The 15,324-nt window shown below is 42.0% G+C and carries 15 protein-coding genes (1 of these 15 cut by a window edge); 13 read left to right on the top strand and 2 right to left on the bottom strand.

Annotation, left to right across the window (positions count from 1 at the left end; translation table 11 throughout):
* The 6 genes from ONT19_RS09150 to ONT19_RS09125 form a co-directional block, all read left to right on the top strand.
* A protein-coding gene (locus ONT19_RS09150) for a YceD family protein (RefSeq protein WP_264952650.1) crosses the window boundary here: on the top strand, positions 1-115 show its final stretch. Its footprint begins 404 nt before the window's first position; the window shows 115 of its 519 coding nt (coding positions 405-519); its start codon lies off the left edge, out of view; it ends in the stop codon at positions 113-115.
* A 28-nt stretch (positions 116-143) separates the two neighbouring features.
* The gene (gene rpmF, locus ONT19_RS09145; protein WP_006848356.1) at positions 144-329 is read left to right on the top strand and encodes a 50S ribosomal protein L32; all 186 of its coding nucleotides are present in this window, start codon (positions 144-146) and stop codon (positions 327-329) included.
* The gene (locus ONT19_RS09140; RefSeq protein WP_006848355.1) at positions 329-1,342 is read left to right on the top strand and encodes a beta-ketoacyl-ACP synthase III; all 1,014 of its coding nucleotides are present in this window, start codon (positions 329-331) and stop codon (positions 1,340-1,342) included. Before rpmF ends, ONT19_RS09140 begins: the two co-directional genes overlap by 1 nt.
* Positions 1,343-1,488: 146 nt before the next feature.
* Positions 1,489-2,370: a GTPase Era gene (gene era, locus ONT19_RS09135; protein WP_006848354.1), complete on the top strand. Its 882-nt coding sequence runs from the start codon at positions 1,489-1,491 to the stop codon at positions 2,368-2,370.
* A 219-nt stretch (positions 2,371-2,589) separates the two neighbouring features.
* The gene (gene der, locus ONT19_RS09130; protein WP_117694991.1) at positions 2,590-3,903 is read left to right on the top strand and encodes a ribosome biogenesis GTPase Der; all 1,314 of its coding nucleotides are present in this window, start codon (positions 2,590-2,592) and stop codon (positions 3,901-3,903) included.
* Between the two features lie 39 nt (positions 3,904-3,942).
* Positions 3,943-4,341: a hypothetical protein gene (locus ONT19_RS09125; RefSeq protein WP_264952651.1), complete on the top strand. Its 399-nt coding sequence runs from the start codon at positions 3,943-3,945 to the stop codon at positions 4,339-4,341.
* Positions 4,342-4,410: 69 nt separating this feature from the next.
* Here ONT19_RS09125 and ONT19_RS09120 read toward each other — a convergent pair whose 3' ends face one another.
* On the bottom strand, positions 4,411-5,184 hold the full coding sequence (locus tag ONT19_RS09120; RefSeq protein ID WP_144155198.1) for an ATP-binding cassette domain-containing protein: 774 nt from the start codon (positions 5,182-5,184) through the stop codon (positions 4,411-4,413).
* 3 nt (positions 5,185-5,187) lie between these two features.
* Positions 5,188-5,934 (bottom strand): MlaE family ABC transporter permease, encoded by a 747-nt coding sequence (locus tag ONT19_RS09115; RefSeq protein ID WP_006848350.1) that lies wholly within the window; start codon positions 5,932-5,934, stop codon positions 5,188-5,190.
* A gap of 133 nt (positions 5,935-6,067) precedes the next feature.
* Here ONT19_RS09115 and lptB point away from each other — a divergent pair, with 133 nt between their 5' ends.
* The 7 genes from lptB (at position 6,068) to ONT19_RS09080 (ending at position 15,321) form a co-directional block, all read left to right on the top strand.
* Positions 6,068-6,892, top strand: a complete 825-nt coding sequence (gene lptB, locus ONT19_RS09110) for an LPS export ABC transporter ATP-binding protein (protein ID WP_022121319.1) — start codon at positions 6,068-6,070, stop codon at positions 6,890-6,892.
* A gap of 132 nt (positions 6,893-7,024) precedes the next feature.
* A complete protein-coding gene (gene tig, locus ONT19_RS09105; protein ID WP_264952652.1) occupies positions 7,025-8,383 on the top strand; it encodes a trigger factor in 1,359 nt (452 codons plus the stop codon).
* A 134-nt stretch (positions 8,384-8,517) separates the two neighbouring features.
* A complete protein-coding gene (gene clpP, locus ONT19_RS09100; protein ID WP_264952653.1) occupies positions 8,518-9,180 on the top strand; it encodes an ATP-dependent Clp endopeptidase proteolytic subunit ClpP in 663 nt (220 codons plus the stop codon).
* Positions 9,181-9,245: 65 nt separating this feature from the next.
* Complete coding sequence (gene clpX / locus ONT19_RS09095) at positions 9,246-10,475, top strand: ATP-dependent Clp protease ATP-binding subunit ClpX (RefSeq protein ID WP_006848345.1); 1,230 nt, start codon at positions 9,246-9,248, stop codon at positions 10,473-10,475.
* Positions 10,476-10,551: 76 nt separating this feature from the next.
* Positions 10,552-12,732, top strand: coding sequence for a DNA helicase RecQ (gene recQ, locus ONT19_RS09090; protein WP_264952655.1), 2,181 nt, complete (start codon positions 10,552-10,554; stop codon positions 12,730-12,732).
* Between the two features lie 103 nt (positions 12,733-12,835).
* Complete coding sequence (guaB, locus tag ONT19_RS09085; protein WP_022121322.1) at positions 12,836-14,320, top strand: IMP dehydrogenase; 1,485 nt, start codon at positions 12,836-12,838, stop codon at positions 14,318-14,320.
* A 14-nt stretch (positions 14,321-14,334) separates the two neighbouring features.
* Positions 14,335-15,321, top strand: coding sequence for a peptidylprolyl isomerase (locus tag ONT19_RS09080; protein ID WP_218485079.1), 987 nt, complete (start codon positions 14,335-14,337; stop codon positions 15,319-15,321).
* Positions 15,322-15,324: the final 3 nt, after the last annotated feature.

Here is a 15,324-nt window from a genome sequence, read left to right as displayed (position 1 = left end):
ATGCAACCCTGCTATGATTGAAAAGCTCAATAAGCATTCTGCCGCCCGAAGCGGTGAGGAAGAAGAGGAAACTGTAGATCCACGCTGGGAAGCTCTATTGAAATTGAAAAAATAAAAATTAAAATTTTAAACATTTAAAAATTATGGCACATCCTAAAAGAAGACAGTCAAAGACACGTACACTTAAGAGAAGAACTCATGATAAGGCAGTAGCTCCTACATTGGCAGTTTGCCCTAACTGTGGTGCATACTATGTATACCACACTGTTTGCCCTACTTGCGGTTACTATCGTGGTAAGGTTGCAATCGTTAAGGAAGCAGCTGAATAATGGGTAAAATTAATGCTGTAATTACAGGTGTCGGTGGCTACGTGCCAGACTATATCCTCAACAACGAGGAATTGTCTCGCATGGTAGATACTACAGATGAGTGGATTACCACCCGTGTGGGTATCAAAGAGCGCCGCATCCTTACAGAGGAAGGCCTCGGAACCAGCTATCTGGCGCGTAAAGCTGCCAAGCAGTTGATTCAGAAGACTGGCGTTGATCCTGATACAATCGATGCACTGATTGTAACAACCACGACACCTGACTACAAGTTCCCTTCTACAGCATCTATCGTCCTCGGTAAGCTGGGCTTGAAGAATGCTTTTGCATTTGACTTCTCTGCAGCTTGCTGTGGATTCTTGTATACCCTTGATGTTGCTGCAAGCATGATTCAGAGTGGTAGATACAAGAAGATTATTGTGATTGGTGCTGACAAGATGTCTTCATTGGTAGATTACACAGACCGTGCTACTTGTGTTCTCTTCGGAGATGGAGCAGGTGCGGTTTTGGTGGAGGCAACTGAAGAGGAGAACGTTGGTGTTCAGAACTCATACCTTCGTACAGATGGACAAGGTTTGCCTTTCCTTCACATGAAGGCTGGTGGTTCTGTTTGCCCTCCATCACATTTTACAGTTGATCATCGCCTGCACTATCTTTATCAGGAAGGTCGTACTGTATTCCGTTACGCAGTAACAGATATGAGCAACGACGTGATGAAGATCATGGAAATGAACAATCTGAAGGCTGATGATGTGAACTGGGTAATTCCTCACGAGGCTAATCTCCGTATTATCGAGGCAGTAACCAAGCGTGCTGGAATTCCACTTGATAAGGTGGTTGTAAACATCGATCATTATGGAAATACTAGTGCAGCAACAATCCCATTGGCACTCTGGGATGCTGAAAGCCAATTGAAGAAGGGCGATAACGTCATCTTCACAGCATTTGGTGCAGGATTTGTACATGGCGCTTCTTTCTATAAGTGGGCGTATGATGGCGCTGCTTACGGAAAGTAATCTATAAAAATAGGATAGAATAATAATCTATATAAGGAAACGCATCTTTCTTATTTCTCTATAAATAAGTAAGGATGCGTTTCTTTAGCTTAAAAACAATAGAGCTTAACTTCTTGATAGTAAAATTTTGCTAAATTCAATTTTTTATGCATAAAGCTGGTTTCGTTAATATAGTAGGTAACCCTAATGTGGGAAAAAGTACCTTGATGAATCAATTGGTGGGTGAACGTATTAGTATTGCAACTTTTAAGGCTCAGACAACCCGTCATCGTATCATGGGTATTGTGAATACTGATGATATGCAGATTGTATTTTCTGATACTCCTGGTGTTTTGAAGCCTAATTACAAGATGCAGGAGATGATGCTTGCCTTCTCTGAGAGTGCATTGGCGGATGCAGATGTGCTGCTTTATGTGACTGATGTGATAGAAAACCCTGAAAAGAACATGGAATTCTTGGAAAAGGTTAAGAAAATGCAGATTCCTGTACTCTTGCTCATCAACAAGATTGATCAGAGTGATCCGAAGAAGTTGGGTGATATTGTTGAAAAATGGCACTCTTTGTTGCCTAATGCAGAGATTCTTCCTATCTCAGCGAAGAATAAATTCGGAACGGATATGCTCTTGAAGCGCATTAAGGAACTCTTGCCGGAATCTCCTGCTTTCTTTGATAAGGATCAGTTGACAGACAAGCCTGCCCGTTTCTTCGTTTCAGAGATTATCCGAGAAAAGATTTTGCTCTATTATGATAAGGAAATACCTTATTCTGTAGAGGTAAGAGTGGAGCGATTTAAGGAAGATGAAAAACGTATCCACATTAATGCGGTGATTTATGTTGAACGTGATTCTCAAAAGGGTATCATCATCGGGCACCAGGGTATCGCATTGAAAAAGGTGAATACCGAGAGTCGTAAGGCTTTGGAAAAGTTCTTCGACAAGAAAATCTTCTTGGAGACTTTCGTAAAAGTTGATAAGGATTGGCGCAGCTCTCAGAGAGAACTTGATGCCTTTGGATATAATCCGGAATAATTGATAGTTAAGAGTTAATAGTTTAAAGACGCCCTTTAACTATAAACTATCAACTGTAAACTATCAACTAAAATAACTCCTCCCTGAATGTAATCGAGGGAGTGACTCTCGCCAAAAGAGCGAGGGCCGGAGCAAGGTCAGCTTCGGCAAATTATTAACTTGGATGCAGAGACCACATCCTTGAATACCTCCTAAAAGGAAGGAGGATAATGACTGTTTATGGCAAATTTAGTAGCTATTGTAGGACGCCCTAATGTGGGTAAGTCTACTTTATTTAATCGTTTGACTCAATCACGTCGCGCTATCGTTAGTGATACTGCCGGTACTACTCGTGACCGTCAGTATGGTAAGTGCAGTTGGAATGGTAGAGAATTTTCTGTTGTTGATACCGGTGGTTGGGTTGTAAAATCTGATGATATTTTTGAAGATGCTATCCGCAAGCAGGTGCTTGTTGCTACCGAAGAGGCTGACCTGGTTCTCTTCCTGGTAGACGTTAACACGGGCCTTACTGATTGGGATGAGGACGTGGCGCTTATTTTGCGTCGTGCCAAATTGCCTGTTATCCTTGTTGCTAACAAGGTTGATAACAGCGCAGAGTATTATCAGGCTGCTGAGTTCTACAAGTTAGGCTTGGGGGATCCCCAGTGTATCAGTGCAGCTACAGGTGGTGGTACTGGTGATTTGCTTGATATGATTCTGGACAAACTTCAGGACAATCCTGAGGAGGCAATCGAAGAAGATATTCCTCGTTTTGCGGTAGTAGGTCGTCCGAATGCTGGTAAGAGTAGCATTATCAATGCTTTTATCGGTGAGGATCGTAATATCGTGACAGAAATTGCTGGTACTACACGTGATAGTATCTATACCAGATACGATAAGTTTGGTTTCGATTTTTATCTGGTTGATACAGCTGGTATCCGTCGTAAGAACAAGGTAAGCGAAGACTTGGAATTCTATTCTGTGATGCGTTCTATCCGTGCCATCGAGAATAGTGATGTCTGCATCCTGATGCTTGATGCTACCCGTGGTATCGAAACCCAGGATATGAACATCTTCCAGTTGATTCAGAAGAACAACAAGAGTCTGGTGGTTGTAGTAAACAAATGGGATTTGGTTGAGGAGAAGAATCAGAAGGTAATTGATACTTTTGAAAATGCAATCCGTAAGCGTATGGCTCCATTCGTAGACTTTCCTATCATCTTTGCTTCAGCCTTGACTAAGCAGCGTATTTTCCGAGTATTGGAAACAGCCAAGGAAGTTTACCAGAACCGTAAGGCTCATATTGGAACTTCTAAGTTGAATGAGGTGATGTTACCTATTATCGAGGCATATCCTCCACAGAGCATAAAGGGTAAGTATATCAAAATTAAGTATTGCACCCAGTTGCCTAATACAACGATTCCTTCGTTTGTGTTCTATGCAAACTTGCCTCAGTATGTCAAGGAGAACTATCGCCGTTTCCTGGAGAATAAGATTCGTGAGAACTGGTCATTACATGGCTGTCCTATCAACGTCTTCATTCGTCAGAAGTAAATAAATGAAGCGAAGAATGCAGAATCAAAGTGTATAAAAATGAAGAAACTTTTGATTTTTATGATATTCGTGATGGGATTGTTTTTTTCTTCCTGTGGGGAGGAAAAATCTGATCCTGGCTATCTTGCAGGTATTGCAGCCAAGGGATATTATGATTTGCTTTTAGAGGGCAAGTATAAGGAGTTTGTAGATGGTTACAATCAACCTTATCGGTTGCCAAATGGCTATCAGGATCAATTGCTGATGAATGCCAAAATGTTTGTTGAGCAGCAGCAAGATGAACATAAAGGTATGGTTAAGGTGAATGTTCTGAATGCAAAAGCTGATACAGCGCATCATGTTGCTGATGTTTTTTTGCAAGTGGTGTATGGTGACAGTACTAAAGAACAGATTGTGGTACCTATGGTAGAGGTAAAGGATGCCTGGAAAATGAGATAGTATTTATTTTGTAATAAAAAAGCCATCAGCCAGTTTCTGGGCTGATGGCTTTTTTTGAACGATACTGTTTTATTTGTTTTTAGCTTCTTCCAGCTCCACCTCCTTTACTTTGCGGAAGAGATCGGAAGCAAAGACTAAATCGTTGAGTTTCTCGTTTGTTGAGGTCATCACTTCATCTTTGTTGCCTTGCCATTCTTTATGACCTTGGTAGATAAAGCAGATGTTTTCACCAATGCCCATCACCGAATTCATGTCATGGGTGTTGATGATGGTAGTCATATTATAGTCTTTGGTGATGCCTGAAAGCAGTTCATCTATCACAAGTGAGGTCTTTGGATCCAAACCTGAGTTTGGCTCATCGCAGAACAAGTATTTTGGATTCATTACGATGGCACGTGCAATAGCTACTCGTTTCTGCATACCACCCGAGATTTCTCCAGGATATTTCTGCTGAGCCTCTATCAGATTGACGCGGTCAAGGCATTCCTGGGCCCGTTTTACGCGTTCCCTGTAATTCATAGTAGAGAACATATCAAGTGGGAACATGACATTCTCAAGTACATTCAAAGAGTCGAACAGGGCTGCGCTTTGGAAAATCATTCCCATCTCGCGGCGCATCAGAACTTTTTCTTTTTTCGACATCTGGGTGAAGTCACGGTCATCGTAGAGAACTTCGCCACTTGTAGGCTGAAGTAATCCTACGAGATTCTTCATGAGTACGGTCTTTCCGGAACCGCTCTGTCCGATTATCAAATTAGTCTTTCCTGTTTCAAAGGTGACGTTTATATTGTCTAATACAACCTTGTCGCCAAACGACTTGGTGAGATTTCTAACTTCTATCATAGTTTACGAGAGAATTTGAGTGAGGAAAACATCTGAAAACAGAATCAAAACACTAGAACAGACAACAGCATCGGTTGACGATTTTCCAACCTCAACAGATCCACCTTCTACGGTATAACCGAAATAAGAAGATACGCTGGAAATGATGAATGCAAAGAAAAGGCTCTTGATAATGCTCATCCATACAAACCATTGGTTAAATGAATGCTGCAAGCCGAGTGTCAGATCATCTGGTGGTAGGATATGCCCAATATATGCCGTTCCATAGGCGCCGATGATACCCATGCCAGAACTGAAGATAACCAGGAATGGCATGATGGTAACCAAACCGAGAATTTTAGGCAGAATGAGGTAACATGCAGAGTTCACTCCCATGATATCAAGGGCATCAATCTGTTGGGTGACACGCATTGTTCCCAACTCCGAAGCGATATTAGAGCCCACTTTACCTGCGAGAATCAGACACATGATACTTGATGAGAACTCCAAAAGCATGATTTCTCGAGTGGTGTAACCTGAAACCCATCGTGGCATCCATGGACTCTGAATGTTCAATTTCATCTGGATGCAGATAACTGCTCCAATGAAGAAGGATATCAGTAAAACGATACCAATAGAGTCAATACCCAATTGCGACATCTCCTTGATGTATTGTTTCAAGAACATGCGCATGCGCTCAGGACGGGAAAAAGAACGTCCCATCAATATGAGATATTTACCGAAGGTGGTAAGCCATTTTTCTATTAACATGCTATTATAAAACTGAATTTTGCTGCAAAATTAACCAAAATCCTCTAAAAAACTGCAATATTATGAATAGTTTTTGATTTTATAAGCGATATTTCCTTTATTTTTAGTATTTTTGCAGCCAAATTAGCTAATTATGGACGAAATTAACAATAACGAACAGCAAAATCAGAATTCTCTGGTTTTGCGAACAGAGGGATTGGTGAAGCGCTATGGTAAACGAACGGTTGCCAATGGAGTTTCTATCAATGTGAAGCAAGGAGAAATTGTGGGATTACTGGGACCTAATGGTGCTGGTAAGACAACTTCTTTCTATATGACAACTGGACTTGTTGTGCCTAATGAGGGACATGTCTTTCTGGGAGATCAGGAAATTACTGATTTTCCTGTATACAAACGTGCCCGTGCGGGAATCGGATACCTGCCTCAGGAGGCCAGTGTTTTCCGCAAGATGAGTGTTGAGGACAATATACTTTCAGTCTTGGAAATGACAGGAAAACCACGTAGTTATCAGTTGCAGAAGTTAGAGAGTCTTATTAGCGAGTTTCGTCTTAATAAGGTTCGCAAGAACAAGGGTGACCAGCTTTCCGGAGGTGAGCGTCGCCGTACAGAGATAGCCCGTTGCCTGGCTATAGACCCTAAGTTTATCATGCTCGATGAGCCATTTGCTGGTGTTGACCCTATTGCGGTAGAAGATATTCAGCATATTGTATGGCAGTTGAAGTATCGCAATATCGGTATTTTGATTACCGACCATAATGTACAGGAGACTCTGACCATTACAGACAGAGCCTATCTGCTGTTCGAAGGTAAAATCCTTTTTCAGGGCAAACCTGAGGAATTGGCAGAGAATAAGATTGTGCGCGAAAAGTATCTGAGTAACAGTTTTGTGCTCAGAAAGAAGGACTTTCAGCTCATAGATGAGCAAAAAAGAGCCAAAGAAGCAGCGACTGATGGTTAAAAAATCATTTTTTTCTCTTATATATTAGGTATATCCATTAAAAATGTGTAATTTTGCAAGCCAATTGCGGTTATACACGAAAACTGTAGAATTAAAGAAAATATTAACAATAATAAAATAACAAATATCAAGATGAAAATTTCATTTGAAAATCCTGACAAGATTAATGGTCTTTTGACCCTCGTTGTCGAAGAGGAAGATTACAAGAATGATGTCGAGAAGACATTGAAAGATTATCGTAAAAAGGCTAATGTTCCAGGTTTCCGTCCTGGTCAGGCTCCTATGGGTATGATTAAGCGTCAGTTCGGTCCATCTGTAAAAATGGAAGCTATCAACAAGCTCGTTGGTCAGCAGATTTACAAGTATGTACAGGACAACAATATCCAGATGCTCGGTGAGCCTCTCCCATCAGAGAAGCAGGAGCCAGCTGACTTGGAGAATGGTACTTCTTTCACATTTATGTTTGATATCGCTGTTGCTCCAGAGTTCAAGGTAACTCTCAATGGTCGCGACAAGGTTGATTATTATAACATCACAGTTGATGATAAGATTCTCGATCAGCAGATTGATATGTACGCTCAGCGTGCAGGTAGCTATGAGAAGGCTGAGAAGTACGAGGAGAATGACCTTTTGAAGGGTGACTTGCGTGAGCTTGATGAAAATGGCAATACCAAGGAAGGTGGTATCACTGTAGAGGGAGCTATCCTGATGCCTAGCTACATCAAGGTTGACGAGCAGAAGAATCTCTTTAACGATGCTAAGCTCGGTGATGTAATCACATTCAACCCTAAGAAGGCTTATCCAGAGAACGATACTGAGGTTTCTTCACTCCTGAAGATTGAGCGTGAAGCTGTTAAGGACTTGGAGTCAGAGTTCAGCTTCCAGATTACAGAAATCCAGCGTTTCAAGAAGCATGAAATCAACGAAGAGCTCTTTAAGCAGGTTCTCGGTGAGGATACTGACGTGAAGGACGAGGCTGCTTTCCGTGCTAAGATTGCAGAGGGCTTGAAGGCACAGCTCGTTAACGACTCAGATTATAAGTTCATTCTCGACGTTCGCGAGCACTGCGAGAAGAAGGTAGGTGAATTGCAGTTCCCAGATGCACTCTTGAAGCGTATCATGTTGGCTAACAACAAGGATAAGGGCGAGGAGTTCGTAGAGAAGAACTATGCTGAGAGCATCAAGGAGTTGACATGGCATCTTATCAAGGAGCAGCTTATCAAGGCTCAGGATATCAAGGTTGATGACAATGACCTGATGGAGACAGCTAAGGAGGCAGCTCGTGCTCAGTTTGCTCAGTATGGTATGAACAACATTCCTGAGGAGTACATTGAGAACTATGCTAAGGAAATCCTCAAGAAGGGTGACGCTACAGATGCACTTGTAGATCGCTCTATCGACCGTAAGTTGGCTGCAGCTCTGAAAACAGCTGTAAAACTCAACGAAAAGGAGATTTCTGTAGAAGATTTCAACAAGATGATGCAGGAATAACATTTTTTTGAAAAAAAACTTCAAATAAATACGAGGTTATCGACTTTTTTTATTATCTTTGTTCCACCGAACGAGAAATAAGGGTCGATAACCTCTTTTTTCGTATGGTTTAAGACGTAAAATACTATATAGATATGAACGATTTTAGAAAATATGCAACCAAGCATCTTGGTATGAATGGTATGGTGCTTGATGATGTTATTAAGGCACAGGCTCAGTATATGAACCCTTACATCTTGGAGGAGCGTCAGCTGAACGTTACTCAGATGGATGTATTCTCTCGCTTAATGATGGACCGTATCATCTTCCTGGGTACACAGATTGATGACTACACCGCAAATACATTGCAGGCGCAATTGCTGTATCTGGATTCTGTAGATAGTGGCAAAGATATTTCTATCTATTTGAATAGTCCTGGTGGTAGCGTTACTGCCGGTTTGGGTATTTATGATACCATGCAGTTTATCTCTAGCGATGTAGCTACTATCTGTACAGGTATGGCTGCTTCTATGGCTGCCGTGCTGCTTGTTTCTGGTCAGGAGGGTAAGCGTTCAGCTTTGCCTCATAGCCGTGTCATGATTCACCAGCCATTAGGTGGCGTTCAGGGTCAGGCTTCTGATATTGAGATTGAGGCTCGCGAAATCTTGAAGATGAAAAAGGAATTGTATACTATCATTTCTGACCATTCTCATACTCCTTATGATAAGGTTTATGCTGATAGCGACCGTAACTATTGGATGACAGCTGAAGAAGCCAAGGTATATGGAATGATAGATAATGTGTTGGTTCGTAAATAACGAATTGTTTTAAGTAAATATGCGTATATATAATAAGGTGCGCAAGAAGAGATAATAATTATAATATGCCAAAGAAAGTATGTAGCTTCTGTGGAAGATCAGAAAATGAAGTCAGATTACTCATCACGGGTATCAATGGCTTCATTTGCGAAGATTGTGCTAAGCAGGCTTATGAAATTATACAGTCTACAGGGGTATTGGCTCCTAAAGCTGGGGAGGGTAAGTTTGTTCTCAAAGAGGTGCCAAAGCCTGTAGAGATCAAAAAATACCTGGATGAATATATCATCGGTCAGGATCAGGCTAAGCGCAATTTGGCTGTCGCTGTATATAACCACTACAAGCGTTTGCAGCAGCCAAAGGATGAAGATGGTGTAGAAATCGAAAAGAGTAATATCATCATGGTTGGTAGTACCGGTACAGGTAAAACCTTGTTGGCGCGTACAATAGCTAAGATGTTGGATGTTCCTTTCACCATTGTTGATGCCACTGTATTTACTGAAGCAGGTTATGTGGGTGAAGACGTTGAAAGCATCTTGTCGCGTCTGTTGCAGGTTGCTGATTATGATGTGGCTGCAGCAGAAAGGGGCATTGTGTTCATTGATGAGATTGATAAGATAGCCCGCAAAAGCGATAATCCTTCTATCACGCGTGATGTGAGTGGCGAAGGTGTACAGCAGGGATTGTTGAAACTCTTGGAAGGTACCATGGTTAATGTTCCGCCTAAGGGTGGACGCAAGCATCCTGATCAGGATTATATCCATGTAGATACCAAGAATATCCTGTTTATCTGTGGTGGTGCTTTTGATGGTATTGAGCGTAAAATAGCTCAGCGTATGAATACGCACGTAGTAGGCTATAATTCGGTTCAGAATGTAGCTAAGATAGATAAGAAGGATTTGATGCAGTATATCCTTCCACAGGATTTGAAGTCTTTTGGCTTGATACCTGAAATTATCGGCCGTTTGCCTGTGCTTACTTATCTCAATCCGTTGGATAGGGAGGCTTTGCGCAAAATCTTGGTTGAACCTAAGAATTCAATTGTCAAGCAGTATCAGAAATTGTTTGAGATGGATGGCATCAAGTTGAAGTTTGATGAGGAAGCACTCGATTATATCGTAGATAAGGCGGTAGAGTATAAATTGGGTGCTCGCGGACTTCGTTCAATTGTTGAAGCTGTGATGATGGATGCTATGTTTGAGATTCCATCAGAGAAGGTTAAATCATTCACTGTTACGCTGGAGTATGCCAAGCAGCAGTTGGATAAATCTCATCTCGGACAGTTGGAAACAGCATAAATCAGTTGGGCTTTTCGCCCAATTGAATGCTATTTAATCGTATATATAGACATATATAATATAATAATAGGTGGATATGACAGAACAGGTTAATCTTACAGGACAGTTGAAGCATTATTTCGGCTTCGATTCGTTTAAGGGTGATCAAGAGGCAATCATCAGAAATTTGATGAGTGGCAATGATACTTTTGTATTGATGCCTACAGGTGGCGGTAAGAGTTTGTGTTACCAGTTGCCTTCGCTCATTATGGAGGGCACAGCTATTGTGATTTCTCCTCTGATTGCTTTGATGAAGAACCAGGTAGATGTTATTAATGGTTTGAGTGAAAGTGATGGCGTGGCTCATTATCTCAATTCATCATTGAATAAGTCGGCTATTGAGAAGGTGAAGAATGATATTCTCAATGGTACGACCAAACTCCTGTATGTTGCACCTGAATCTTTGACGAAAGAAGATAATGTTGAGTTCCTTAAAACAGTAAAGATTTCGTTCTATGCCATTGATGAGGCTCACTGTATCTCTGAGTGGGGACACGATTTCAGACCAGAGTATCGTCGTATTCGCCCTATTATTAACGAAATAGGTGTTGCACCTGTGATAGCGCTTACAGCTACTGCAACAGATAAGGTACGTACTGATATCAAGAAAAACTTAGGCATCATGGATGCCAAAGAATTCAAGAGTTCTTTTAACCGCCCTAACTTGTATTATGAGGTGCGCCCGAAGAACAAGGATATCGATCGTCAGATCATCATGTTTATTCGTCAACACAAAGGAAAGAGTGGTATTATCTATTGTCTCTCCCGTAAGAAAGTAGAGGAATTGGCAGAGGTATTGAAAGCCAATGAAATCAAAGCAGCTCCTTATCATGCCGGTCTTGATTCGGCTACCCGTTCTCAAACCCAGGATGATTTTCTGATGGAGCGTATTGATGTCATTGTTGCTACTATCGCCTTCGGAATGGGTATCGATAAACCTGATGTCCGTTTTGTTATTCATTATGATATACCCAAGAGCTTGGAAGGTTATTATCAGGAAACGGGTAGAGCTGGCCGTGATGGCGGTGAGGGCATCTGTATCGCCTTTTATGCCCGTAAAGACCTCAGAAAACTGGAGAAGTTTATGGAGAACAAACCTGTAGCAGAACAGGATATCGGCAGACAGTTGTTGCAGGAAACGGCTGCCTATGCAGAATCGTCAGTCTGTCGCAGAAAAATGTTGCTTCATTATTTTGGTGAGGAATATCATGAAGAAAACTGCCATAACTGCGACAACTGCCTGCATCCTACAGAAAAATTCGAGGCTAAGGATGCGCTGCTCGTTGTTTTGGAGTCTGTTGCTGCGGTGAAGGAGAATTTCCGCCAGGAATATATCATCGATTTTGTTAAGGGACGTGCTACTGATGATATCGTTTCTCACAAGCATGATGAACTGGAGGAGTTTGGAGCAGGAGAAGATATGGATGCTAAAGTTTGGAATCCTGTTATCCGTCAGGCGTTGATAGCCGGTTATCTCAAGAAAGATGTAGAGAATTATGGCCTTTTGAAGTTGACAGCTGCGGGTAAGCGTTTCATTAAGAATCCTGAATCATTCATGGTCGTTGCCGATAAGGAATTCTCTGATGATTTTGATGGAGCGCCTCTGAGCGAGCATAATACAGGTGCTTTGGATCAGACACTTTTCTCCATGTTGAAAGACTTGCGTAAGACAGTAGCAAAGAAGCATAAATTGCCGCCTTATGTTATTTTCCAGGATATTTCTCTGGAACAGATGGCAACGATGTATCCTGTAGATATGCAGGAATTGCAGAACATACAGGGAGTTGGAGCCGGTAAGGCAAAGAGGTATGGTAAGGAGTTCTGTAAATTGATCAATCAGTATTGTGAAGAGAATCTGATAGAGCGTCCTGAGGAATTACGTGTCAGGACAGTTGCCAAGAAATCAGTCTTGAAGGTAAGCATCATTCAGAGCATAGACCGCCAGATAGATCTTGATGATTTGGCAGAAGCAAAAGGTTTGGATTTCTCAGAATTGCTTGACGAAATAGAGGCAATCGTTTACAGCGGTACCAAGCTGAATATCGATTATTTCATAGAGGAAGTTGTGGATGATGACCATGTAGATGACATCTACGATTACTTCATGGAGAGCGATACTGATGATTTGAATGCGGCTCAAGATGAATTGGGTGAAGACTACAATGAAGACGAAATTCGACTCGTCAGAATCAAGTTTTTGTCCGAACAAGCCAACTAATCACGTTAAATAGCATTAATAAGGTAAGATTTTCGTGAAAAGCGAACTCTATCTGAGAAATTATTGCTAAATTTGCACGCAATAAATTTTTAAAGGTTACAATATGTCATCATTTGTTGCAGATAAAATTGTAATGGACGGTCTCACTTACGACGACGTCCTTCTTATCCCTGCGTATTCAGAGGTACTACCAAAACAGGTAGAGTTGAAAACCAAGTTCTCTCGTAACATCGAGTTGAACGTTCCATTCGTTACAGCAGCGATGGACACCGTTACCGAGGCTTCAATGGCGATAGCTATCGCTCGTGAAGGTGGTATCGGTGTAATTCACAAGAACATGACCATTGAGGAGCAAGCTCGTCAGGTTGCTATTGTGAAGCGTGCTGAGAATGGTATGATTTATGACCCTGTCACCATCCGTCGTGGCAGTACAGTGAAGGATGCTCTTGATATGATGCATGATTATCATATCGGTGGTATTCCTGTGGTAGATGATGAAAATCATCTTGTAGGTATTGTTACCAACCGTGATCTTCGTTTTGAGCGCCACATGGACAAGAAGATTGATGAGGTAATGACTAGCGAGAATTTGGTTACCACTCACATCCAGACCGACTTGGTTGCTGCTGCTGCCATCCTGCAGGAGAATAAGATTGAGAAACTCCCTGTAGTTGACAACGAGAATCACCTGGTAGGTTTGATTACTTACAAGGACATCACAAAGGCTAAGGACAAACCTATGGCTTGCAAGGATGCCAAGGGACGTCTTCGTGTGGCTGCCGGTGTGGGTGTTACTGTAGATACATTGGATCGTGCCAAGGCTTTGGTTGAGGCTGGTGCTGATGCTATCGTTATCGATACTGCTCATGGTCACTCTAAGGGTGTAATTGAGAAACTCAAGCAAGTTAAGGCTGCCTTCCCACAGGTAGATGTTGTGGTAGGTAATGTGGCTACTGGTGAGGCTGCCAAGTATTTGGTAGAGAATGGTGCTGATGGTGTTAAGGTAGGTATCGGTCCTGGTTCTATCTGTACTACTCGTGTGGTTGCCGGTGTTGGTGTTCCACAGTTGAGTGCTGTTTATGATGTATATTCTGCTCTTAAGGGTACTGGTGTGCCTTTGATAGCTGATGGCGGTCTTCGTTACTCAGGTGATGTTGTGAAGGCTTTGGCTGCCGGTGGTAGCTGCGTCATGATCGGTTCTTTGGTTGCTGGTACCGAGGAGAGTCCTGGTGATACCATTATCTTCAATGGCCGTAAGTTTAAGAGCTATCGTGGTATGGGTTCTTTGGAGGCTATGGAACAGAAGAATGGTTCTAAGGACCGTTACTTCCAGGGTGATACCAAGGATGTCAAGAAATTGGTTCCAGAGGGTATCGCTGGTCGTGTGCCTTACAAGGGAACTGTCCAGGAGGTCATCTACCAGCTGATTGGTGGTTTGCGTTCTGGTATGGGATATTGTGGTGCTGCTACCATCGAGAACTTGCACAATGCCAAGTTCGCTCGTATCACAAATGCAGGTGTGTTGGAGAGTCATCCACATGATATCACTATCACTAGTGAGGCTCCTAACTATAGCCGTCCTGAATAATATAATTAGGAAATATGAAGTTTTATGCACTTATAGCGGCAATGCTCCTTTCGGGGAGCATTGCTTTTGCTCATACCGACCCAATTGTTATGATTATTGATGGTCAATCTGTCAAGAAGTCGGAATTTGAGTACTTTTATCAGAAAAATCATTTGGGAAATACAGTTGATTCTAAAAGTGTCAAGGTGTTTACCGATGGCTTTGTTGATTATAAGCTGAAAGTGCAAGCTGCTAAGGATGCTCATCTCGATACTTTGCCTAATATCAGGCGTGTGTTGAAACGATATGATGATGTCGAGTCATGCGAGTTGATGCCCGATAAAGGCAGTGTTCATGTTGCACATATCCTCTTGAGATTGGGACAGAAAGCATCTTACCGGGAACAGGAGGTGGTGGAAAGAAGAATCGATTCTATTTATCAGGCTCTTTGCAAAGGTGCAGATTTTGCAGACCTGGCAAAAAAGTGTTCTGATGATAAAGGGTCTGCGGTCAATGGGGGGACTTTGGCATGGTTTACAAAAGGTCAGACTGTGCAGGCTTTTGAAAAAGTAGCTTTCTCTCTGCGAAAGGGTGAGATTAGTAGACCGTTTATGTCTGAGTTTGGTTATCATATCGTCAAGTTGCTGGATAAACATGATGATGGTAATCAGAAAAAATATGTTGCTGATGCTAAGGTAGAAAATTGGCGGGGAACCTACCAGCAGCAGGAGGAAGTAGAAAACCTTTTGCTGAATGAAATCTGCCAGCGTAATATTTGGGATAAGGCTGCTGCTGATAAAAAAGGTCTGGCTGCCTTCTATGCCAAGAATAAGAAAAAATACAAATGGGAAATGAAGCGCCTGAAGAAGATGAAGGTTAATCTGCCCCGGAATGGCGAATACCCGGATGTGGTACTTGCTGACTATCAAGACTCGTTAGAGAAACAATGGGTCGCACAATTGAAGAAGAAATATAAGGTGGTGGTTTTCCATAGCATGTTGACCACTCTCAATATACATTAATAT

Origin of the sequence: Segatella copri (genome assembly GCF_026015625.1) — a bacterium.
Classification (GTDB): domain Bacteria; phylum Bacteroidota; class Bacteroidia; order Bacteroidales; family Bacteroidaceae; genus Prevotella; species Prevotella copri_H.
This window is presented reverse-complemented; position numbering and strand designations above follow the sequence as displayed.